The sequence below is a fragment of the Microbulbifer mixtoriginis (SeqCode) genome (genome assembly GCF_052467235.1).
The window spans coordinates 687,221-709,840 of record NZ_CP174305.1 but is presented as its reverse complement, the minus strand read 5'-3'; the positions used below and the strand labels follow the sequence as shown (position 1 = coordinate 709,840).

Annotated in this window: 18 protein-coding genes and 1 riboswitch; of the genes, 9 read left to right on the top strand and 9 right to left on the bottom strand. The window is 48.1% G+C overall.

Features of this window, described 5'->3' with window-relative positions; all coding sequences use genetic code 11:
• The first annotated feature begins 76 nt into the window (after window positions 1-76).
• Together ACJJIO_RS03115 and ACJJIO_RS03110 are read left to right on the top strand one after the other, a co-directional pair.
• Complete coding sequence (locus ACJJIO_RS03115) at window positions 77-1,360, top strand: hypothetical protein (RefSeq protein ID WP_444910120.1); 1,284 nt, start codon at window positions 77-79, stop codon at window positions 1,358-1,360.
• A gap of 589 nt (window positions 1,361-1,949) precedes the next feature.
• On the top strand, window positions 1,950-3,194 hold the full coding sequence (locus tag ACJJIO_RS03110) for a cation:proton antiporter (RefSeq protein WP_444910119.1): 1,245 nt from the start codon (window positions 1,950-1,952) through the stop codon (window positions 3,192-3,194).
• A gap of 152 nt (window positions 3,195-3,346) precedes the next feature.
• Here the strand turns inward: ACJJIO_RS03110 and ACJJIO_RS03105 are convergent, their stop codons facing one another.
• The 8 genes from ACJJIO_RS03105 to ACJJIO_RS03070 form a co-directional block, all read right to left on the bottom strand.
• Window positions 3,347-4,258, bottom strand: coding sequence for an alpha/beta fold hydrolase (locus ACJJIO_RS03105; RefSeq protein ID WP_252085211.1), 912 nt, complete (start codon window positions 4,256-4,258; stop codon window positions 3,347-3,349).
• Between the two features lie 372 nt (window positions 4,259-4,630).
• The gene (locus ACJJIO_RS03100) at window positions 4,631-5,248 is read right to left on the bottom strand and encodes a LysE family translocator (protein WP_444910118.1); all 618 of its coding nucleotides are present in this window, start codon (window positions 5,246-5,248) and stop codon (window positions 4,631-4,633) included.
• 118 nt (window positions 5,249-5,366) lie between these two features.
• Entirely contained in the window at window positions 5,367-6,185 is an 819-nt protein-coding gene (locus ACJJIO_RS03095) for an AraC family transcriptional regulator (protein WP_444910117.1), read from the bottom strand.
• 158 nt (window positions 6,186-6,343) lie between these two features.
• Window positions 6,344-7,369 (bottom strand): L-threonine 3-dehydrogenase, zinc-binding type, encoded by a 1,026-nt coding sequence (gene tdh, locus ACJJIO_RS03090; RefSeq protein WP_444885566.1) that lies wholly within the window; start codon window positions 7,367-7,369, stop codon window positions 6,344-6,346.
• Window positions 7,370-7,456: 87 nt separating this feature from the next.
• Complete coding sequence (locus ACJJIO_RS03085; protein WP_444910116.1) at window positions 7,457-8,656, bottom strand: glycine C-acetyltransferase; 1,200 nt, start codon at window positions 8,654-8,656, stop codon at window positions 7,457-7,459.
• 80 nt (window positions 8,657-8,736) lie between these two features.
• Entirely contained in the window at window positions 8,737-8,952 is a 216-nt protein-coding gene (locus ACJJIO_RS03080) for a hypothetical protein (protein WP_152454298.1), read from the bottom strand.
• Between the two features lie 58 nt (window positions 8,953-9,010).
• Window positions 9,011-9,139: riboswitch (SAM-I-IV-variant riboswitch) on the bottom strand.
• A gap of 65 nt (window positions 9,140-9,204) precedes the next feature.
• Complete coding sequence (locus tag ACJJIO_RS03075; RefSeq protein WP_444904296.1) at window positions 9,205-10,638, bottom strand: aldehyde dehydrogenase family protein; 1,434 nt, start codon at window positions 10,636-10,638, stop codon at window positions 9,205-9,207.
• Between the two features lies 1 nt (window position 10,639).
• Window positions 10,640-12,268, bottom strand: a complete 1,629-nt coding sequence (locus tag ACJJIO_RS03070; RefSeq protein ID WP_444910115.1) for a 5-guanidino-2-oxopentanoate decarboxylase — start codon at window positions 12,266-12,268, stop codon at window positions 10,640-10,642.
• 277 nt (window positions 12,269-12,545) lie between these two features.
• Here ACJJIO_RS03070 and pdxH point away from each other — a divergent pair, with 277 nt between their 5' ends.
• Entirely contained in the window at window positions 12,546-13,184 is a 639-nt protein-coding gene (gene pdxH / locus ACJJIO_RS03065; protein ID WP_444888478.1) for a pyridoxamine 5'-phosphate oxidase, read from the top strand.
• Between the two features lie 219 nt (window positions 13,185-13,403).
• On the opposite strand, the gene ACJJIO_RS03060 is transcribed toward pdxH, so the two are convergent.
• Complete coding sequence (locus tag ACJJIO_RS03060; RefSeq protein WP_444910114.1) at window positions 13,404-15,068, bottom strand: SulP family inorganic anion transporter; 1,665 nt, start codon at window positions 15,066-15,068, stop codon at window positions 13,404-13,406.
• Between the two features lie 260 nt (window positions 15,069-15,328).
• Between ACJJIO_RS03060 and ACJJIO_RS03055 the strand changes: the two genes are divergently transcribed.
• From ACJJIO_RS03055 to ACJJIO_RS03030, 6 genes are all read left to right on the top strand, one after another.
• Window positions 15,329-17,020, top strand: a complete 1,692-nt coding sequence (locus tag ACJJIO_RS03055; RefSeq protein WP_444910113.1) for an Hsp70 family protein — start codon at window positions 15,329-15,331, stop codon at window positions 17,018-17,020.
• Window positions 17,020-18,447: an RDD family protein gene (locus ACJJIO_RS03050; RefSeq protein ID WP_444910112.1), complete on the top strand. Its 1,428-nt coding sequence runs from the start codon at window positions 17,020-17,022 to the stop codon at window positions 18,445-18,447. The genes ACJJIO_RS03055 and ACJJIO_RS03050 overlap by 1 nt, the downstream gene beginning before the upstream one ends.
• Window positions 18,447-18,788: a cupin domain-containing protein gene (locus ACJJIO_RS03045; protein WP_444910111.1), complete on the top strand. Its 342-nt coding sequence runs from the start codon at window positions 18,447-18,449 to the stop codon at window positions 18,786-18,788. The genes ACJJIO_RS03050 and ACJJIO_RS03045 overlap by 1 nt, the downstream gene beginning before the upstream one ends.
• A gap of 78 nt (window positions 18,789-18,866) precedes the next feature.
• Window positions 18,867-19,466: a hypothetical protein gene (locus tag ACJJIO_RS03040; RefSeq protein WP_444910110.1), complete on the top strand. Its 600-nt coding sequence runs from the start codon at window positions 18,867-18,869 to the stop codon at window positions 19,464-19,466.
• A 129-nt stretch (window positions 19,467-19,595) separates the two neighbouring features.
• On the top strand, window positions 19,596-20,024 hold the full coding sequence (locus tag ACJJIO_RS03035) for a hypothetical protein (RefSeq protein WP_444910109.1): 429 nt from the start codon (window positions 19,596-19,598) through the stop codon (window positions 20,022-20,024).
• 1,520 nt (window positions 20,025-21,544) lie between these two features.
• Window positions 21,545-21,925, top strand: a complete 381-nt coding sequence (locus tag ACJJIO_RS03030; RefSeq protein ID WP_444910108.1) for a hypothetical protein — start codon at window positions 21,545-21,547, stop codon at window positions 21,923-21,925.
• Window positions 21,926-22,620 lie beyond the last annotated feature (695 nt).

The window sequence follows — 22,620 nt, the reverse complement described above, 5'->3', positions numbered from 1 at the left end:
GTAATCTATTTACTTTTTCTATACTAATTGAATAGTCATCTTAACTTGTGATTTACATCTGTGCAGGATTGAAGCTATGCAATCAGAGCCATATTCACGAGAGTTAGGTGCGGTCGAGGCCTTGATGGTCGAGTTTGCCAGGGAGTGTCATGGGGGGACTCAAATTGTCTCCTTTATTAAGGTACTTCAACCATTAAATGTGAAGACTTTGCAAGACGGGCTGGCCTGGGTGCACCATTTGCATCCTATGTTGAGAGCAAGGGTTAAATTGGGGGCGAATTTCGAATGGCATTGTAATGTGGACTTTAGCTCAATCCCTTTAGAAATTTATGTTCTTGATCATGGTTTCAATTTTGAGTTGGAGTATGTGAGGCAGTCTAAAAAAATTATAGATATAGAAAAGTATACTTATATGATTACACTTTACATTGGTAATAACCAGTGTGTGGAATGGATTTCCTTAGTTGCAAATCATGCGGCTATTGACGGTAGATCAATAATGGTCTTGTTCTTTTATCTAGATTTATATTTGAATAAAGGTGGAAACCTAGAGCTAGAGCCGCTGCCATTATATAAGCCTATAGAGGAATATCTCAAGGAAGCGGGGTACAGTGGTGGTGATCATCTGCTTCTACCAGGTAAGGACTATCTTGCATGGCCGGTCGAGCAAACCGCAGACTTGGCCAGGCGTCAAAGTAGAGCAATCCTGCGTACTTTATGTTTCGATGATGTAGAAAAATTAGCCTTAATAATCAAAGAGAAAAAAATAAGTTTTACTGCGCTGTTCAGTGCTTTGGCAGTTGTTTCATCTCAGCAGTTGGCCAATCATCGTCCATGGACAGAGATCGTATTGCCAATGGATGTACGTGGTCTGTGTAAACCAAAGATAGGTTTAAATGTTATTGGGGCCTTTACCGCGATAACAACTGTGGAAGTTTCACCGCACAATTCTGGTGTGGGAGTTTTGGACTTGGCCATAGAAATACAAAATAATTTGAATGAAAGATTTAACCCCAGCGAGTTGAAAGGCTTGATTTTTGAGTCTAGTTGCAGGCTAAAAGATATCATGCAAGCTGCAAATGAATACTCCCATAAAAGAGAGTCATTTCCAGCGGGCATTTGTGTTTCCAATTTAGGCAGTATGAGAGGATTGTGTGGTGAATTGAAATATTTTGATATAGCTGCTGGTATGCTTGTTCAAAATCATGGTCACTACCCTATGATGGTGATTGCCTATACTACCAATCAAAATGGGGTATTTGTTTTTGGGTATTGTGAGCCACTTATTAGTAAAAATAGTGCGAAAGCTATGGCTGATCAGTATATGGAGTTATTGCAAGAGCTTGTTTGTTCCTCATGAGGTCTGAACTGATGAACCCTTGTTTGTTCAATTTTTAAATTGATATATTGCCGTTCATTTCCCCCCTTTCTCCTATACTGAATACTGATTGTGTAGCCTTTTTATACGACAACTTCCACCAATGTAGGGCTCAAACATGCACTTAGAGCCATTTTTTCTCGAGCGGCATTCCCAAGATACTAACTCTAAGAGGGTGACTGCCGGGTCGGATTTTGGGGGCCAAATTTCACTTTCTAAGCGGGGGAGCATCAAACCTCTGAGCAGTACTAGTGCTGACTTTCTATTGAGTAATATTGTCCGACAGGGTGAGAGATCCTTGTGATGTGGTTCGGTTGGATGAATATTAGTCATGAACTTTATCGGCATTTTTGATGAGTTATCGACCCTAATAAATTGTGATTGCTAGGAATTTTTACAAATTGATCAAAGTCATCAAATCATATGTAGCTAAGGCCTTGTGGTTATTTAGGAGTTTATTAATTAGCTGGCGGGAAAGAGTTAATTTCATAGTGCTTTATACAGATGATGGCACAAGGTTGTATCCTTCTGAAGAGATGGGTGATAGTACATTCCACTGGAGAGTAAACTTGTGAATGATGTGGTTGTCATTGTAGGGCAAGGGCTCTATTTGGCTGTGGCAGCAATCATTGGTTTGGGTATTTCCCGGATATTAAGAATTGATAATACACTAGGATGCTTATTGGCTGGTGTATTGGCTGCTTTTCTGTTACCGGTAATCGATTATGATACAGGGTTGAGGGCAACCAGCTTAAGGGAATTGGTTTTTTTTGTGATTTTGCCCGTTCTAATTTTTGAGTCTGCTTGGCAGCTTGAGCCAAGGATTTTAAAGCGCTGGATTGGTCCGATTCTATTATTTTCGACTCTAGGGCTAGTCATTTGTGCCTTCCTGATCGCAGCAATTACCTATTATGGAATTGGCCATCCGGCGGGATTTCCCTGGATAGCGGCATTGTTGACTGGTGCTATTCTGGCGGCTACCGATCCTGTAGCGGTAGTGAATAAGTTGCGACAAGAAAAAACTGGGGAAGATTTACTTTCTCTTATTGAAGGGGAAAGCTTATTTAATGATGCCGCAGCAGTAGTCCTTTATTCTCTGGTCCTAGGGCTGGCCACTTACTCAATTGTACAGGGGACAGGTGTAAGCGCTGAGGCTCCATCGCTGAGTGTTAGTTCAGTAACGCTGTATTTCTGCATGATATTCTTTGGTGGCGTTGCTGTAGGCTTGATCTTGGGGTTGCTGACAACACTGGTTATTTTGTTCCTACGAACACCAAGTGCAGCATTAATGACTCTAGTGATTGTGGCTTTTGGTAGCTTTTACCTTGCGGAAAGCATTTTGCATGTATCTGGTATTATTTCTGTTATGACCTGTGCCATAGTGGCTAGAGCCTGCTTGCGAAAACAAAGGAAAACCTATCTGGTAGATGCAGAAACCACTTGGGAGTGGTTGGGGCTTCTCTTTACTTCAATTATCTTTGTGATCATGGGGTTGGTCATTACTTTCGAAATGTTTACCCATCAATGGTTGGCGATGTTAATTGCCACGGCCGCAGCACTGGGCGCTCGGGCCCTGTCGGTGGTGCTGGTAGCACCATTAACGCGCTTCGTAGGTCCGCCAATTCCAAAGTCTTGGCGACTGCTGATGAGTTGGGGAGGGTTGCGTGGAGTGATTGCTGTAGCCCTGGTACTTTCTCTTCCCGTTGAATTGCCCTACTGGTGGACTATCCAATCTATGGTTTTTGGTGTAGTACTTTTTTCCTTGCTAGTGCAAGGAACTACCAGCGGGCGTTTAATCAGAAAGCTGGATATCTAAAGCTTAACTACTGGATGTTTTCTGTCCGATTTTCAGGCAGGAGTAATCTGGGAAAAAGTTTGAGAGATATTGATGATATTTCTGCTTAATTGTGTCGTGATTTGAGGTTTATCATTTGCTGTTGTGCTTTTCTATTTATGTTATGGCGGCTTTTAGTAAGAGTCTGCTTCAGGCAGGGATGATTTGAATGAGATAAACTGGTCGGCTGTAGTTTTCGGAGATTCAAGCATTGGTAAATGCCCAATGTCTTTGATCAGCTGTAGTTGGGAGTTAATAATTTCTCTTGATAGGATTGTGCCTGCGCTAGGATGAAGTATCCTATCCTTATCGCCCCAGGTAATTAAAGTAGGCTTGGAAAAGCCCTTTAATCTTCCCTCTAGTGGAGATGAAAATTTGATACTTCCATCTTTTATCTGATGAATGTCTTTAAATATCTTTTGGTACAGTGAAAAGTTATTTTCAGCTATTTTTGATAGCTCTGATATTGCAAAGCCTGGTATAAAAGGTCTTTTGTGGAAAACATTATCTAATAGCGATTCATACTCCTCTCTGTTCTTGGACAGAATAACAGGTAATTCATCGCGTAAAATTTGCTCAAACATTGGACTGCTGGGTGAACTTTCCACTCCAAGAGGGTTTAAAAGCCATAAGCTATTTATCTTTTCTGGAAACTCTACAGCATAGTTTCCAGCTATGTATCCACCCATTGAATTGCCCGCAAGGTGAAAGTGCTCTAAACCCATTGCATTCACAAAGCTGTTCAGGCGTTGAGTTTGGGGTAGGACATCATAGTTTAAATCTGGATCTTTAAAGCTCTCTCCAAATCCAGGTAAATCGGGAGCAATGATCTGAAAGTGTGGGGTTAAATATCTGGCTAAGCGAACCCAGTTATCTTTGTCAGCCCCGAAACCATGTAAGAGAACGAGCGGTGTGCCTGACCCACCCTGCAAGTAACTAATTTCCCCCTCTTCAATTTCAATTTTTTTGAGCTTTAGGCCCGATATTTTTCTTTCAGCAAAAGTTCCAAGCGTGAAAAGTGTATGGGTAATGGAAGTTAAATTCATTGTATTGGTTGTAGTGATTATAATTACTTAACTGAAAAATCGATGTTGCTCAGTAGGATATTGATCATTCATTGACCAGCCCATTTGATTGATATCCACATTGGTTAGAAATTTTGAGTCAACGATTTAGTTGTTTGAAGTTTGTATAATCCTTCAATACTAACAGGGCTGTAAAGGCTATCAAATTGGAATGTATGATATGGACCTATTTTGGCACATAATATTTCCTCAAGAGAAGATGTTGAATTTCTGCTAACTTGCAGAGAAAGGATGCCGGGTTCACTAGATATGTTATGAGCATATTGCTAGGTTGCCAATGCCAGCCAGTGTTGTTTTTCGTGTCTAAAGTATTTAATTGCCAATCACTATTTTTTAGATCAACATAATTGGATTGTCTAATGCTATCCATAACGCCACTGAGAGCAAGCTCAAAGAAAATAGCATTCCCTGTACTCTTTGGCTTCTATCATTAGTAGCGAATTTTGCGAGTGCACTTCCGAATACAATCCAGCAGAGGTGTGTTGATAGATTAAGGATAGTCATTAGTGCGATTAGTAATAGGATGGTTGTGGTGGGTTCGTGCTGAAGGTTGGGCGCAAAGATAGAAAACATGGTAAATGTTATAATCCAGCCTTTAACGTTTAGAATTTGAATCAACATTCCATTCCATATTGAAATCTTCGGCGCTTCACCCTGGCTCAGTGGTGACTTAGGTTTGGCGAAATGATAAGCGAGATAGATTAAATAGATAACACCGCCAGCCTGAAGTACTCTTAAGGCAACAGGGTAGTTGGTTAACCAAGTCATTAAGCCAAAGCCAACTAAGAACCCTTTCACAATAAAAATAAAATCTATTCCGGCCATTAGTGGCAATGACCTGCGGATACCCAAGCTTGCACCGGCTGCAGCGAAGGTGATATTGGCAGGACCAGGGCTAAAGATGAGCGGAAACATAACAGCCATCCACGCGAGAACAAATTTCATACTCATAAGACGTACCTATGCCAAACATTCAGAAGTTACCAGTTGAGGGTTGTGGAAACAGCTTTACTGGCGGTGAGGGATGAGTCTATAGAGAGAAGCTATTACTATCTTGTATAAAATTGCGCTATATCGATTTTAGATAACGCCCAGGAGTAATACCAAAAGTCTTTTTGAAGTTTCTACTCATATGGCTTTGATCAAAGAAACCACACTCGGATGCTACTGTGGCAGCATTTAGTCCTTGTTGTAGCAAAAGGCGGGCCTGATGAATTTTGTAAAGGACCAAAAATTGATGGGGAGCTATACCATAGTGCTTGCTAAAGCAGCGGATTAATTGGTATTGGCTCATTTCCGTGAGCTGACATAGTTGCTCAAGCGTTACGTTGTATTGCCAGTGATCACACAAATAGTTGCGGATTTTTATTGCGGCTGAGATATCTTTTGTATTTCGAGGGCTGAGGTTCTGGTCGCCATGATTGGCGAATAGCTTGGTAAGCGCCAACGTTAAAAGGCTATCTACGGCAAGCGGTAAGTGAGTACCATTCAGGCTACAGTGAAGTTGAAAGAGTAGCTTGAAAAGCTCAGGATCATGAATAATAGGGCCCTTAAGGAAAGGCATCGGAGTTTTACCAGGGCTACTATGTTGCCGCAATATTTGTGTAACCAGCTTTGTATCAAAATAAAACATCCGGTAATGCCAGCCTTGCTCGCTACCGCTGTAACCTGTATGTATTTCACCGGGGTTAATGGCGACAATGTTCCCCTGGGGGATGATATTACTTTGCCCGCGATAATCTAATTTCTCCGCGCCTGCCTGGATAATGCCAATGGCTAATTCATCGTGCCAATGTTTATTAAAGGCAAAACTGCGAAAGTGTGCATGAAATAGTTCTATGCCACTGTGTTTTGGGCTACGCCAAATCGCCGAAAATTCCTTTTGCATCTATAGGTCTAATTCATCAGTTCTTATTTATCAATACAGCTGTTTCAGCAGCGAGCATTACAAGATACAAAAAGAGGAAGAGCTGGGCAAAGAATCTTTTCAGTAGAGGGGAAAGTGGGAGGTAAGGCCGTGGAGTTATCCACGGCCAAGAGCAATAGTTATTGCCAGTTGAGGATCACTTTGCCGGACTCACCAGAGCCCATGGTGTCGAAGCCTTTCTGGAAATCGTCGATAGGGAACTGGTGGGTAATAATCGGGGTCAGGTCCAGACCGGATTGAATCAGGCTGGCCATCTTGTACCAGGTCTCGAACATTTCGCGGCCGTAGATCCCTTTTATGATCAAACCTTTGAAGATGACCTGGCTCCAGTCAATAGCCATTTCGCCGGCGGGAATACCGAGCATGGCGATCTTGCCACCGTGGTTCATTGCCTCGAGCATATCGCGGAAGGCAACGGGAACCCCGGACATTTCCAAGCCCACATCGAAGCCTTCGCTCATGCCCAATTCTGTCATCACATCTTTAAGGTTTTCCTTGGAGACATTCACGGCACGGGTGGCCCCCATCTTGCGGGCCAGATCCAGGCGATATTCGTTGATATCAGTGATGACCACATGGCGTGCGCCAACATGTTTGGCGACTGCTGCGGCCATAATGCCGATAGGACCGGCGCCGGTGATCAATACATCTTCGCCCACCAGATCGAAAGAGAGGGCGGTGTGTACGGCGTTACCGAGGGGGTCAAAAATGGAGGCCAGCTCATCAGAAATATTGTCTGGAATTTTAAAAGCGTTTAATGCCGGAATAACCAAGTATTCGGCAAAAGCGCCCTGGCGGTCTACACCAACACCGTAAGTGTTGCGGCAAAGGTGGCGGCGGCCTGCGCGGCAGTTGCGACAGTGGCCACAGGTGATATGCCCTTCGCCGGAAACGCGGTCGCCCACTTCAAAACCGGCAACTTCCTGACCCATACCAACGACTTCACCCACATATTCGTGTCCCACTACCATGGGCACTGGGATGGTCTTTTGCGACCACTCATCCCAGTTATAAATATGCATGTCGGTGCCGCAGATGGCGGTTTTGTGAATTTTGATCAGCAGGTCGTTATGGCCCGGCTCGGGGATTTCCACATCGGTAAGCCAAATACCCACTTCAGACTTCAGTTTAGAAAGTGCTTTCATTGTCATTAAAACTACAAAAAGAAAGGCGCAGCACCATCTGGCAATAGGATTGATCCGTTGTTAGACAGCGCGGCGATTAATTGGGAATTAAATAATTTTCAGCTCGCGGCCCACTTCAATGAAGGCATCAATGCACTGATCGAGCTGCTCGTGAGTGTGTGCCGCAGACATCTGGGTGCGAATACGGGCTTGGCCTTTAGGTACTACAGGGTAGAAGAAGCCCACTACATAAATGCCGCGCTCCAGCATCTTGTCTGCCATTTTCTGAGCCAGAGCGGCATCGCCGATCATGACCGGAATAATTGGATGGTCGGCACCGGCCAGGGTGAAGCCAGCTTCGGACATGCGCTTGCGGAAATACGCAGAGTTTTCGCGTAACTGCTCCCGCAGTTCGCCACCTTCCATTAGCATATCGAGCACTTTCAGGGAGGCAGTGACAATAGCTGGGGCTACTGAGTTGGAGAACAGGTAGGGGCGAGAGCGCTGGCGCAGCAGATCGATAATTTCCTTGCGGCCAGAGGTGAAACCGCCGGAAGCACCGCCCAGGGCCTTGCCCAGAGTGCCAGTAATAATATCGATACGATTGATGACATCACAGTATTCGTGGGTGCCGCGGCCGTGTTCACCGAGGAAGCCTACCGCGTGGGAGTCGTCGACCATCACCAGGGCATTGTAGCGGTCAGCCAGATCGCAAATCGCTTTTAGGTCGGCGATCACACCATCCATGGAGAAGACACCATCGGTAGCGATCAGCTTGGTTTTGGCGCCTTCGGCGTCAGCTGCCTGTAGCTGTTTCTCCAACTCCGCCATATTGTTGTTGGCGTAGCGGTAGCGCTTGGCCTTACACAGACGAACGCCGTCAATAATTGAAGCGTGGTTCAGGGCATCGGAGATTATTGCATCCTCTGGACCCAGCAGGGTTTCGAAAAGGCCACCATTGGCATCAAAACAGGAGGTGTAGAGGATGGTGTCTTCGGTGTGTAGGAATTCTGACAGGCGCGATTCCAGTGCCTTGTGGATGTCCTGGGTACCACAGATAAAGCGCACTGAGGCCATACCGAAACCGTACTGGTCCAGGCCTTCTTTGGCGGCTTTGATCAGGTCCGGGTGATCGGCCAGGCCCAGGTAGTTATTGGCACAGAAGTTCAGTACCTGGGTGTCGTTGTTCACCTGTATCTCGGCGGCCTGCTGGGAGGTAATGATCCGCTCCCGCTTATAGAGGCCGTCGGCTTCGATTTGTTTTAGCTCGTTGCGCAGGTGCTCAAAGAATTGTTCTGGCTTGGACATGATATTGTTTTTAGCTCCTGTCGGGTGCTCGTGGCACTAGGTATCTGGCGCGAATCAAAATGGCGCCACTGGATTCTCGTTTATCCCGCCAGCTCGCAGGCCTTGTGGGCAGTGATTGGCTGCTCGCTGGCACGGCAGCTGGTGGCGAATTTTAAAGCTTCTTCCGCGGTGTCGAACAGTAGTTGCCACAACAATTGCCGATCGGCCCGTCTCACGGCTCTTACCGCGGTGCGGCTGCGTTGGTTGGCAATTTGAATTTCTATAACGTCTTTACTGGATAACGGTGATTCGGACATGGTCCCTCCAAGGGTAAAACTTTGGAGGGCTGACGTGGAAGCGGCGAAAGGGTATTCGCTAATCCGGTTGGATTGCTCTTGTAGAGCCCCATCCTCCCCGCAGGCTTTGGTGTGCCAGCAGAGAGAGAACCACCTTGCCCCGGTCGGCAGGTTGGCGTTGGCGTCAGCCACTCTCGTGATGTGCGAGCAAAGATAGCGGGGAGGGGATTGGCAGTCAACTGCACCGCCCACGATTGCAGGCGGTGCAGAAGTTTATGCCGGCAGTTGCACAGATTTCAGTTCGATAAACTCGCCGAGGCCGGCCTCGCCAAATTCGCGCCCGTTGCCAGAGCGCTTGTAGCCGCCAAAGGGTGCGTCGTAATTAAACTCGCCGCCATTGACGAAACATAGGCCTGCCTCGATGCGGCGCACCAGAGGCATGGCGCTCTCTGCATCCTTTGCCCAAACACCGCTGGATAAGCCGTATTCGGTGTCATTGGCGATGGTAATTGCCTCATCCATATCCTTGTAAGGGATCAGGCAGGTCACAGGGCCAAAGATCTCTTCGCGGGCGATGCTCATATCGTTGTGTACATCGGCAAATACTGTGGGCTTCACATAAAAGCCCTTCTCCAGCCCAGAGGGCACCTCGGCGCCGCCAGTGACCAGGCGTGCACCCTCGTCGATACCCTTCTGGATATAGCCGCGCACTATCTCGCGCTGGCGCGCGGAAGAGAGTGGGCCCATAAAGGCATTTTCATTGGTGCCCATGGCGATGTCTTCGGCGACCTGGCGGGCGATTTCTACCGCTTCGTCATAGCGTTCGGCAGGTACCAGCATACGGGTGAGGGCGGTACAGGTTTGGCCACTGTTGATAAACACATCTTCGCAGCCCCAGCGTACGGCGGCTTCCAGATCTGCATCGGGGGTGATAATCAGAGGGGACTTACCACCTAATTCCTGGGTTACGCGCTTCACCGTGGGCGCAGCGGCCTTGGCCACTTCCACACCGGCGCGAGTGGAACCGGTGAAGGAGACCATATCGATACCCGGATGGGCAGAGAGCGCCGCACCCACTTCGGAGCCAGCACCGGGTACCAAGTTGAAGACGCCGGCGGGGACACCGGCCTCTTCAATAATTTCCGCCATCACAAAATCCTGCAGCGGCGTGATTTCAGCGGGTTTAGTGATCATGGTGCAGCCGGCGGCCAGGGCCGGAGCCACTTTGCCCACAAACTGGTGCAGAGGGTAGTTCCAGGGAGTGATAAAACCGCACACGCCCACGGGCTCGCGGAATAGAACGGAATGGCCGGCCTTCTCTGTTTTTTCCATTTCCGCGGTGCGCTCGGCGTAGTAGCGCATGGCATAGATAGGGCCATCCACATGCAACCAGCGGGTGATATGTTCGGGGCAGCCGAGTGTCTGGGACACGGCCTGAACCAGATCTTCCTTGCGTTTTTCCATACCGTCGGCAATGGCGTTGAGCAGTTCGCGGCGCATCTGTGCGGTGCTGTTGCGCCAGCTGTGGAAGGCTTGGCGCGCGGCTTCCACGGCGAGATCCACATCTTCGGCCGAGCCTTCGGCCACTTGGCAGATGAATTCTTCGGTGGCCGGGTTGATCACCGGGTGAGTCCCGGTACCCAGAGGCTCGCGCCATTCGCCGTTAATAAACAGCTTGCCCGTGGGCAGTTTGCTGAGATCTGTCATGTCACGCTTCCATTTGTTCTGCGCCTGAAGGCGCGCTGATTTCGATCAGGGTTGGGGTCTGGCGGCCCAGGGCATCGGCTACTGCTTGCGCCAATTGGCCGGGCTGGTCGATACGACAGCCCTCGGCACCAAAGGCCTTGGCCAGGGCAACAAAATCCGGGGTGCGCAGGTTTACACCTTCCTGCGGCACTTCCGCCGCATCCATAAAGTCGCGGATTTCTCCGTAGCCGGCGTTATTCCATACCAGGATAGGCAGAGGTAAACGTTGCTCAACAGCCACTGCCAATTCGCCCAGGGTAAACATCAGGCCGCCATCGCCGATCAGGGCGATTACATCCCGCTCGCTAGAGAGCTTGGCGCCAACTGCCGCAGGCAGGGCGAAGCCCAGGGTGCCATAACCGGTAGTACAGGTCACATGGCTACGCGGATGATATAGGGGCAGGGCGTGGTTAGTGTTATAGGCCAGCTGGGTGGAGTCTGTCACCAGGATACCGTTTTCCGGCAGGGCTTCGCGCAGGGCCTCAACCCAGGGGAAGCGTTGTTCTGAGCCATCCCACCATTCTTTGCGGCAGTCTTTCAGTAACTGGGAAACCTCTTTTTCAGAATGTTCGCCTGCTGTTGCATCGCGTTGGATCAGGGCGGCTTCCAATTGTTGCAGGCTCTCTTTGGCGTCAGCACAGATCGCCAGATCCGGTTGGGCGTTGCATACCAGCTGTGCAGCATCTATATCGATACGAATCAGTTTGCCGGAGAAGGCGTAATCGTCCCGCACCAGGTTGCGATCGGTTTCAGAGAGTTCGGTGCCCGCGGCCAGCACCACATCCGCATTCTCCACGCGGTTGCGTACACAATCGAAACTCAGGTTGGCACCGCCACACAGTGGATGGCGTTCATCTACAACGCCCTTGGCTGCCAGAGACAGAAATACAGGGGCCGCAATTTTTTCAGCAATTTGGGTAGCCGCTTCGCCGGCGCTCTGGGCACCGCCGCCGAGGAGGATGACCGGGCGCTGGGCGGATTGCAGCCATTCGGCGGCCGTGGCGATAGCAGCGCTATTTGCCGCCGGGGCCATAGCGGCTGGTGCAGCTTTGTAGTCTTCCAGTTGGCCGGGCATGGGAGCCGGGAACAGGTCGATGGGGATTTCGATATGCACAGGCCCCGGGCGGCTGGACTGCAGCAGCTGGAATGCCCGTGCCATCACCTCTGGTAATTGCTCTGCCTGGCTGAGCGTGTGCTGCCAGATACAGAAGCCGCGGCTGGCATCACTCTGTTGCGGCAGTTCATGTAGGCGACCGCGGCCCATGCCCAGGTCTTCGCGGCGATTGATTGCGGAGATCACCAGCATGGGAATCGAATCGGAATAGGCTTGCGCCATGGCGGTGGCGGCGTTGGTGAGACCGGGGCCGGTGATCAGGAAGCAGACACCAATCTTGCCACTGGCACGGGCATAGCCATCCGCCATAAAGGCGGCACCCTGTTCGTGGCGCGGAGTGATATGCATCAGGTCACTGCCGGGCAGACCTCGGTACAGTTCGATGGTGTGGACACCGGGGATGCCGAAGACTTTTTCCACCTGGTAGTCGCGCAGCAGGCGCATGAGCACCTGGGCGCATGTGGGCGCAGAGGACATAGCCACCATTTTCCTTATTTGTGTAAAAATGCCGTGAGCCTAGCGGCCCACTAAAAAGCACGCAAGCGCCCGCAGAGTCTGCACCTGCGAGGGGAAATACGCAGGAAAATTGAGATTCGTCCCGTATCGCGACAGGAAACTTGGCGCCCGAGCCGCATGATTCCTTGTGTAAAGGGAGTTGCGATACAAGAGGATTTGTCGCGTAGCTGGAGTAAAAATCGCTTTGCTTCAGCTGGCTGGATATATTTTGAGCTTGAATAACTTAGGAAGTAGCACCATGGAAATCGATCAATGGCGTCGTGAATACCTGCTTGGCGGTTTGCGCCGTTCGGAGTTAAAAGCCACCCCGGTGGAGCAGTTTCGCGAATGGCTTGAGGAGGCTCTGGCGGCCAAACTTTCTGACCCTAGTGCCATGTGTCTGGCCACGGCCGATAGCAGCGGCCAGCCCTCCCAGCGCATTGTATTGCTAAAAGGTTTTGACGAGCGCGGCTTTGTTTTTTACACAAACCTGCAGAGTAAAAAAGCGCATGATATGGAGAAGAACCCGCAGGTATCCCTGCTGTTCCCCTGGCACAGCCTGGAGCGCCAGGTCATTGTTAGCGGCAATGTGGAGTCGGTGACGCGTGAGGATGCCGAGCAGTATTTCCAGTCCCGCCCACTGGAAAGCCAGCTGGCCTCCTGGGCCTCGCGCCAGAGCCAGCCACTGTCATCCCGTGAGGAACTGCAAAAACAGTTTGACCAAGAAAAGGCGCGCTTTGCAGATGGACAAGTGCCGCTGCCAGATTTTTGGGGCGGTTATCGGGTAGTGCCACACTCGGTGGAATTTTGGCAGGGTGGTGCCAATCGCCTGCACGACCGCTTTATTTATCGCGCCGATGATAGCGGTTTGTGGACGCTGGATCGTTTGTCTCCCTAATGGCTGCAGAATTTTAGCTAAAGTGTGGCGTGGAAAATTTGAGCGGGGTTATGACTCCGCTTTTTGCTTTGATTTTTATCATTTTACATTCAGGCAAAATAGAAAAGGGTAATGAATATTTGCCAAATTAAAAAAGCGTACCCATTAAAATGTCATTTTAAGGCTGCAGGTTAAATAGATGTTTTATTCTATAAATACTGCATTTATTAGTAGGGCGGGTCAGGCCTTTTTTTCGCCTTCGCGATTGAGAAAGTCCAAGCCTTTGATGAGGGCCTCAACCCGGCTTTCTACAAAACAATCCTCGTCCATCCAATCCCGGATATGTAATTTCTCCAACCTGTCCAGTGTTGGCTCATTGGGGCAGTACAGATAGACTTTGCAGCCTAAACTAATGGCATCACGCATGGTATTTTCCAGTGCCAATGCCGCTGTTGTATCAATCATGGGTACTGTACTTAAATCCATAATGATGACTTTAAATTTACCCACTGCGGCTTGCTGTCGGGTAATGGCCTTGGATACCCCAAACAACATTGGGCCCGATAAAAAGAAAAACAGGATCTGTCCTTTTGACTGCCGCAGCATCTCCCGTTCCCGCCGATTGAGAGGGTCGCCTTCCTCGATACCGGAAATCGCTTTAACACTTTTTTCCTGAATACGGCTGAGCCGCTCAATGGTGATGATATTAACAAGGAATACACCAATGGCCACGGCGTAAATCAAGCCCACAAACACGGTCATCAACAGAACGCTGTACATAATAAAGGTTGGGAATATTGCCACCTGGTGATGGTGAACGCGTCGGATATAACTCCAGTCGAGAATATTAATGCCGACGAACACCGCGATACCGGCTAATACCGCCATAGGAATCGGCTGCGTTAGGGGGGCAAACCAGAGCACCACCAGCAGTAGAATCAGCGCACGCACTATACCGGCCAGAGGAGAGCGCGCCCCTACCTGAATATTCACCACGGTCCCCATGGTGGAACCCGCGCCGGGCAGCCCGCCAAACAAACCGGATACGGTGTTGGCGATGCCCTGGCCGATCAATTCCCGGCTGGGGTTGTGCTCCCTGCGCGTCAGGCTGTCCGCTATCACCGCAGTTAACAGGGTATCGAGACAGCCCAGAGTGCCGAGCACCAACGCTTCAATCAGCATGGTGGACAACATATCAAAAGTGATGTCGGGTAAAACCAGGGAGGGCAAGCCACTGGGAATTTCGCCGATGCGCCGGATCTCTTCGTTGTCGAACAACACCATGGAAAGCAAGGTAATGGTGACTAGTGCCACCAGTTGGGGGGGAACCAGCTGTTTGAGTTTCTTTGGTAAAAAAAACAGCATTCCGAGGGTGAGCAAACCGAGGAAGAGTTCCCCATAGTGGGTATTTCTGACTAGCTCCGGCAATTCCTGTACGGTTTCCATCGGCCCGCCAGGGGGCGTGGGTTGGCCGAGTAACGGACCAATCTGCAAAATTACCAGAATAATACCCACCCCGGACATAAATCCTGAGACCACGCTGTAGGGCATCAAGACAATATATTTGCCAAGCTTTAACGCCCCCAAAGCAATTTGAAAAATGCCCGCCATGATGACCACGGTAAAGGCCATTGCCAGTCCCTGGTCTGGGTGCTCTGCCATCATGGTGGTGATCACCGCAGCCATTACTACTGTCATGGCACCGGTAGGCTCAGAGATTAAGGTTCGGGTACCCCCAAACAAGGAGGCAAATAGCCCGATCAGAATGGCCCCCCACAGCCCTGCACTGGCTCCTGCCCCGGAAGCAACCCCAAACGCCAGTGCCATGGGTAGCGAAACCACGGCTGTGGTAACTCCACCAAAGAGATCCCCTTTGAGGTTCACTCCTTCAAATCTACCCGTCAACAAGGCCGCGCCTCTTCGTGAGTTTCGAATGACTCTAAGGATATGGCAGTTATGTGGAACTGCCAGAAGGAGGGTTGTTCTACGGCCAGTCTATTTGTGTGGTTTTCAGCACTTGCCTTTCGTGTGCTTGCACTCTCTGGCTATTTTTGTGCAGGGACGCTTAGAATATCGCGCCAACCAGATTGCGGGAAATACCGTATAAAAACCCGTTGGTACGACTGTGCTTGATCAAGTTTTGAGAAAAATAGGTAGGGGGATTTATGGCCATTATTGGTATTGACCTGGGTACCACCAATAGCGCCTGTGGGGTTTTAACGGAAGATGGCGTGAAGCTGATTCCCAATCGCCTTGGAGAGGCCTTGACCCCATCGGTGGTCGGTCTGGATGACACTGGCAAGCTGGTAGTTGGAAAAACCGCAAAAGAGCGCCTCATCAATCACAGTGATACCACCGTTGCCGCCTTTAAGCGCCTGATGGGCACCGACCATAAAGTCAAACTGGGCCGCCAGCAATTTACCGCTACCGAACTCTCCGCCTTGGTACTGCGCTCTCTCAAAGAGGATGCAGAGGCTTTCCTGGGGGAAGAGGTCAGCGAGGCGGTAATCAGTGTGCCCGCCTACTTTAACGATAACCAGCGCCAGGCGACAAAATTGGCTGGAGAGCTGGCAGGCCTCAAGGTAGAGCGCCTGATCAACGAGCCTACCGCTGCGGCAATTGCCTACGGCCTGCACGATAAGCGGGAGGGGAATTTCCTGGTGCTAGACCTGGGCGGTGGTACCTTCGATGTCTCCATCCTGGAATTCTTCGATGGCATTATGGAAGTACATGCCAGTGCTGGGGATAACTACCTGGGCGGTGAGGATTTTGTTGAGGCAATGATCGACAGCGTTCTGGAAGAATTGCAGTTGAAAAAATCTTCCCTGAAACCGCGCGAACTGCAGAATCTATATATGCAGATGGAAACGGCCAAGCGCCGTATCAGCCAGCAGGCAGAGCAGTTACTTAAATTAAACCTCGGTGGACGTGAACTCGAATGGAAAGCGACTCCCGAGTGGTTTGAGAAACTCAGCACTCCGTTGCTGCTGCGAGCCAAGCGCCCGATTGAGCGCACCATGCGCGATGCCGATTTGCCACCCGCTAAAATTGACGAAGTGGTATTGGTGGGTGGCTCCACCCGCCTGGCCCTGTTCCGCTCTATGGTGGGGCGTATGTTTGGCCGCTTACCCTCCTGCCACCTGGACCCAGATACTGTTGTCGCCATGGGAGCGGCTATTCAAGCCGGTCTCAAGGAAAAAAACTCCGCGCTGGATGATATCGTCCTCACCGATGTATGCCCCTACACCCTGGGTACCGGCATAGTGAACGAAGACAGCCCGCAGCTGGGCAATTACTTCCTGCCGATTATTGAGCGCAACACCGTGGTACCTGTGAGTATCGTGCGCAGCGTCTGCACTGCCCGAGATGATCAGGAGGAGGTCTGTATCGATATTTACCAGGGGGAAAATCGCCTGGTAAAGAAAAATGTTTATCTGGGCGAACTCACGGTGCCGGTACCCAAGAAACCCCGGGGCGAGGAAGTGGTGGAAGTGCGCTATAGCTATGATATGAACGGTTTGCTGGAAGTGGATGTCACTGTCATTTCCACCGGTAAAACATTTAATAAGTTAGTGGAATTTACGCCGGGCGCCCTGAATGAACAGGATAAAGCCCAAGCGTTGGAAAAACTGGCCAAGCTCAAATTTCATCCCCGTGAAGATGAGGAAAACCGGGCGCTGCTCGCCCGTGGTGAACGCTTGTATGAAGCGAGCCTCGGCGAGCAGCGCGATTATATAGCTAAATTGCTCGCCAGCTTTGATCGGGTTTTGGATAAACAAAACCTGGTGGAGATTGGCAAGGCGCGTGCCGAACTCACTGAAATCTTCGATAAGCTCGACGGTGAGGACTGGATTTAATGAGTCCTTGGGAGATACTCGAGCTAGCGCCCTGTGATGATGCGCGAGCCATCAAGCGTGCCTATGCAAAAAAACTGAAGCTAACTCGCCCGGATGAAAAGCCCGAAGAGTTTCAGCAGTTACACAGCGCCTATAAATGGGCCCTGAAAGCCGCCGAGGAGCTTAAAGAAGAGAAAAAGGAAAGTGAGGAACCACAAAGTACTGAGGTGCTTGCGGAAGTTGCTAGTGCTGAGGGGGCTGCACTTTCCCCTGAGGCCGTGCAATTACAGGGACAGGCAGAGCCCCAGGTGCAACAAAATAGTGAGCCGAATCATCAAGACCACTCCCCAGTCTCATCAGAAGCTATTGAGCAAGCTCAATCAAAAGTCTCTCTTGACCTGAACCAAGTCCAGGACCAGGAAGCTGGGGGTGAGAGACAACAGGAGACCTCTACAGAGAAAAATGCTGAAGAGCAGCATTCTGAAGGTAAGAATGCACAAGAAGATAATGTGCAAGAAAATCCTATTGAAGAGGATGACACTGAACAAGACCCACAGCGAACATTGCGAATTGGCGAGTACCATCGGGTGTTGGAGCAAGTGGATAGGCTGCTGCAAGAACCCAGTAACTTCAATGTAAAAGAAAATTGGCGTTTTCTCACCGATACACCTTATATGCTCGATGAGGAATATAATTGGAATCTGGGCCTCTCAATCTTCGAACGTTTTGCCAGAATAAATTTGCAGGCCAGTGAAGCTACCTCAAAAGGTAAAAAACAAGCTCAGATTTCTAACAATATTCTTCAGTACTGCAATAGCTTGTTCGACTGGAATGGTAATGCCTCCTATTTATACGGCGCCTTGGAAGAGTCCCTTTGTGATTGCATTTTTAATTCGCTGCACAGCGAAGAAGTAACTGTAGACCCCGCCCAAGGGCTTAGAGGTGGGCGCAAGCTGATCCGGCAGAAAATCACCCAGCCGGAAGAAACCTATGATCAATACTACTTTGGCCACTTGCTGGCCCGGGGCGTTGCTGTCTTACTGGATTTATTGTTGTTGTACGTCGTGGTTGGCTTTATCGCCTCGATTGTGATGATGAAGGTATATGATATGCCAGAAGGCGCCGCCACAACCATGGCGCTGGGGATCTGTTGCCTGGCCTATCTACTGATGGCCTGGATTGCAGAGAGCTCCCGCTTTCAGGCGACGCCGGGTAAATATTTGATGGGCTACAAAGTCACCAACAAAAAATTTGAGCGAATAGGCTATGGCCACGGCCTTTGGCGCCTACTGAGCTTCACTCTCACCCTACCTCTGGGAAAGATCGGTTGGTTGATTAACTGCTTCTTAGGCGGAAACCTGATGCACGACCGCCTCAGCTCAAGCCATGTCATCAATATGCGTAAATCCCGCGAGGAGTATTTGCGTAGATTGCGGGGGGAGGAGTGATGCCAGTAGTCTCAAAAGAAAATGCTGCGCACTACTCCTGGGGAGAGGGCTGCGATGGCTGGCACTTGGTACGAACCGATTCTCTCAGTGTGATTCAGGAGAGAGTGCCTCCTGGTTGCTCAGAAGTTCGACACCTGCACCGGCAATCTGAGCAGTTTTTCTTTGTACTAAAGGGCACGGCCACGATTGAATGTGGTGGCGAAGAGCATACCCTCACTCCCGTCCAGGGTTTGCATATAGCCGCAGGAATTCCTCATCAGTTGTTCAATAAGGCTGATGTAGACTTGATTTTAACCGTTACCTCAACACCGCCTAGCCATGGGGATCGGGTGGAGTTGTAGAGCTAATGTATTAGTGCAATAAAAATTGGATTTGCTGCCTGTTTATTTTCAGATGGTTTTGTTTTTTTTAGAGGTGATATGACATTTAAAGCAGATGTTCTTGCGGCAGCCAAGATGAAGGCGGAAGAACTTGAAGATTGGAAGTTTGTATCTAAACGGTATCGATATCGCCCAACAAAATTTTGTGATCTATTAATAGCTCCTTTCTGGAATTTTAGTGGCTCTCCTGCTTGGGTAACAACCCAGCCTGATGCAGGTGTATACATCAAAGAGGTGGAAGATATTTTTTCTCAACTTTCAGGTCTTCCTCTGAGTCAAACTGCTACTTTTTCAAGAAGAATTAAAATATCTGACCTGAAGAAACCTTTTAGTCGAACAGTTTATGCCGATGATTTCGAAAGTCGGGAGGAGGCTGTGGCGCAAGTTATGCGTGATCTGGATAATATAATCGAGTTTGGGCGGGCGTACTTAAGAAAGCAATATTGTCTAGACAGTAAAGAATCGTTTTACCTAAGTGTCCCTGAAGAAACGTGTGGTATCTGGGCTACATACTATTGTATTGTGCGTGGATTGCTTGGAGATACGGATTATATAAAACGGGTGCTTCGCAAAGAAATTGATCCTGAGGGTTATCAAGAACTAGAGCTTATTGGCAAGGTTTTGGATTATTTTTCTTGAAAATTAGTTGTAAGGCTGGGGGAGTTCACTTTTGTGGTGGGTTGTTATTTTTTTGATATGTAATTTTTGGTGAGTTTTCTTTTCTAGGCTTTTTTTGTGCGGCTGTAGATAGCAGATTTTAGGTTTAATATGAATGTTTTGTTAATAATTGGGGCTGTTGCTATATTGGTTGCACTTTACCGTGCAGCAACCAGTAAGAATATACCACAAAGCCCGGCGGCATGTGGTATAGCATTCTTTACCATTACTGCCGGTTTGGCCTCTTGGTTGTATCTATTATCTGCTATTCCTTTCTATTCCCTGTACTTACAGGTGAGTATTATCTCATTACCCTTGATATTGTTATTGGGTGGTGTTTTGGCTGCGCGTACAAGTGAGGATACTGCCTCAATGAATGCCAAAATTGTATTGGCTGTTGCGGCGGCCCCCTATTTGCTGGTTACCTTTATTGCTTTTATGAATTCTTCTGGGTGGGCCATTGTTTATGCATTAATAGTATATATTCCCTGTATTATTGGTGGGCGATATATTGGCAGTAAATATTTGCAAGTAAAATGATGTAGAGATGGGTGGCCTTGTCGCTTCTATTGTGATGGCAGGCTGGTAAGCGTAGACACCTACGGTACTAGTAATCCGTTACCTGGCTTATCTATTGATGGCCTGGATCGCAGTGAACTCCCGTATTAAAGCTGCTCCCAAAAAATACCTGAAGGGTTATAAGGTGGCTAGCAAAAAATTGAGTGGATAAGCTGTGACCACGGCCTCAGGAAATTACTGAGCCTCACTCTCACCATACCTCTGGACAAAGCGGTTAGTTGGCTAAATTTTTAAGTGGAAGTTGTGATGTATAGCTGCTTAAGCTGAAGCAATACCATCAATTTACATAAATTCTTGAGGAGTGCTTGCTAGGATGGCGGGGGGAGGGAAAGATGTCTGTAGCCTTATAAGGAAATGCCGGACAATTCTGCTGGAGGAAGGGCTGCGATGGCTGGCATCTGGTAAAAATCGGTTCACTCTGTATGATTCAGGAGGGGGTGCCCCTTAGCTGTTCAGAAGTTCAACACCTGTACCGGTAATCTGAATAGTTTCTCTTTGTGATAGCTATTATAGAGTGTTCCCTCTTACACGGCCTGCGGCTGCACATAGCCAATAGGATTTATCATCAGTTACTCAATAAGGTTTCTATAGATTTGTCTTTCAATTTTATTTCGACGCCACCTAGCCATAAGGGTTGAGAAGCTTTTCAAAGCCAGTATCTCTTTGTGTAATGAAAATTCGAATTGACACCAACTATGTGATGAATAATTATAATTTTCATGTGGGTTTTTCATGGATCCTTTGGTTTATTTGTAAGTTTCCAGGTTTGGGAGTTCTAGTTGGTGAAATGAATTACGGTGCTACTTATGAAGTACCTGGTGGTAATCTCTAATTCATGTAAAATATACTTATCTTCTAATGATGTGTGTATCCTTGATTTTTCCATTACTCTGTCAGACTTTTTTAAATTTGGTTATCCCTAGTAAAAAATATGATCAACCGCGCCCTTCTTTGTTGTTGAGGAAGAGTTTATATTGGTGGTCCCTAATAGAGTGACGATGATTGATGTAGTTGCTCCTTTCTGCTGACAATGGTTGGTTGTTCATCAAGGTTTCTGGAGTTAGTACGCCTTGCATACTTTGCAGTTGTATGTGTAAGGTAATTATCAAAGGGTGAGAGAGTTTATGTCTTGTATGCGAAATTGTGTGGGTCAGCACTCTAGGTCCCTTGAGGGCAAGATGTTGACATTGACATTGACATTGACATTGACATTGACATTGCTATTGCCTGAGATCCTTTGATAACTTTGGTCGACAGTTTCAATTATCTATCTACTTTAGTGTTGGCCTTGTTGATGAAATCTTATCTTAAGGCTGCTCTCACTAAAAAGTTTAGGGGTCATGTGAGAACTTGAGAGAGAATTTTCTCAAAAATTTATAGGGGGTGGATAATTTTGTAGATTGAAGATCGCCATCTTTGGTATATTTTGATTTTAGTTTGTAGTTCTATTTTTATTGATTATATTTCTAGGGAGTTCTATTGTGATCGGGAAGTCATTGGGTGTGACCAGATATTTATTGATATTTTTTGTTTTTTTTAGTGGGAAATCTTTTTCTTATGGTGTGGATAATAGCCCTATAGAGTACCTTCGTACCTACAAGACATATGCTGTTGCTACGCTAACAAATGAGGGGCCCAATCCTAATGGGTGTACGGCGACTTATAAGGATTGGGGTGCTGGTAGATATATCGCTATAGAGTTCGGAACCGAAGAGGGTCGGGAGATGTATAGTGCCTTATTGGCGGCCTATTTGAGTGGGAATCAAGTCGCCTTTGGTGTTTACGGTGAAGGTCGCTGTAAAGTTTGGAATGGATCAAATACCATTCCTGTTGCTTACCGAATAGACATTCTTCGCAAATAATATATCGTGAATCCTGGCTTTAGCCATTTAATTCATCACGGAAAGCTTATGCCCCTCATCCAAAAAATTAAATTTTGTTGGTGTGAAGGTTATGTCTGGAGGTTTTCTTTTCTTTGTTAAGGTCATTGCGACTGCTAACTTGCATAAGTATTATGTTTTATTTGGGTGGAATGATGAGATATATTTTAGCCTTATTTTTTATTCTAGGTTCCGCTGGCTGTCTGGCTGATTGGCATCATGGTGAGCTGGAGTATGTTGGGGTGGCTTATGATGGGGAAACAGTAACCTTTTCCCAGGTTGGTATTTCGAGAAGTAATTGTACCTGTTACCCAGCATGGCCCACTAGGAATTGTCTAGATAGAACTCGTAAGACTTTTGAGCAGGAATATGCTTTTTTATTGTCTGCAAAAGCTCGGGGGGTAAGTGTTTCGGTAAATATTGATGAGACCTCCTGTAAAGTTATTGGTATGTATGAGAAGTAGATGGATAACAAGATAATTTCTTGATTATTATACATTGATAAATGTCAAGAGGGGCTGCGGGCTAATTGATAAACAGTTAGCCCGTTTTTTTTAAGAAGTTTGAAATATTTTGGGCCTGGAGTCGAGTTTTTATAGTTGAGTGGTGCTGCTTTAGGGTGGACTTATCCTTTACTATTGCTGTCCTGGGTCCCAGTTTTACTTTTATTCTATAAA

Coding starts and splice junctions, on each gene's coding strand:
- ACJJIO_RS03115 (WP_444910120.1), top strand. CDS start 77: ATGCAATCAGAGCCATATTCACGAGAGTTAGGTGCGGTCGAGGCCTTG.
- pdxH (WP_444888478.1), top strand. CDS start 12,546: ATGGAAATCGATCAATGGCGTCGTGAATACCTGCTTGGCGGTTTGCGC.
- tdh (WP_444885566.1), bottom strand. CDS start 7,369: ATGAAAGCACTTTCTAAACTGAAGTCTGAAGTGGGTATTTGGCTTACC.
- ACJJIO_RS03055 (WP_444910113.1), top strand. CDS start 15,329: ATGGCCATTATTGGTATTGACCTGGGTACCACCAATAGCGCCTGTGGG.
- ACJJIO_RS03070 (WP_444910115.1), bottom strand. CDS start 12,268: ATGTCCTCTGCGCCCACATGCGCCCAGGTGCTCATGCGCCTGCTGCGC.
- ACJJIO_RS03100 (WP_444910118.1), bottom strand. CDS start 5,248: ATGAGTATGAAATTTGTTCTCGCGTGGATGGCTGTTATGTTTCCGCTC.
- ACJJIO_RS03075 (WP_444904296.1), bottom strand. CDS start 10,638: ATGACAGATCTCAGCAAACTGCCCACGGGCAAGCTGTTTATTAACGGC.
- ACJJIO_RS03045 (WP_444910111.1), top strand. CDS start 18,447: ATGCCAGTAGTCTCAAAAGAAAATGCTGCGCACTACTCCTGGGGAGAG.
- ACJJIO_RS03085 (WP_444910116.1), bottom strand. CDS start 8,656: ATGTCCAAGCCAGAACAATTCTTTGAGCACCTGCGCAACGAGCTAAAA.
- ACJJIO_RS03050 (WP_444910112.1), top strand. CDS start 17,020: ATGAGTCCTTGGGAGATACTCGAGCTAGCGCCCTGTGATGATGCGCGA.
- ACJJIO_RS03040 (WP_444910110.1), top strand. CDS start 18,867: ATGACATTTAAAGCAGATGTTCTTGCGGCAGCCAAGATGAAGGCGGAA.
- ACJJIO_RS03095 (WP_444910117.1), bottom strand. CDS start 6,185: ATGCAAAAGGAATTTTCGGCGATTTGGCGTAGCCCAAAACACAGTGGC.
- ACJJIO_RS03035 (WP_444910109.1), top strand. CDS start 19,596: ATGAATGTTTTGTTAATAATTGGGGCTGTTGCTATATTGGTTGCACTT.
- ACJJIO_RS03080 (WP_152454298.1), bottom strand. CDS start 8,952: ATGTCCGAATCACCGTTATCCAGTAAAGACGTTATAGAAATTCAAATT.
- ACJJIO_RS03105 (WP_252085211.1), bottom strand. CDS start 4,258: ATGAATTTAACTTCCATTACCCATACACTTTTCACGCTTGGAACTTTT.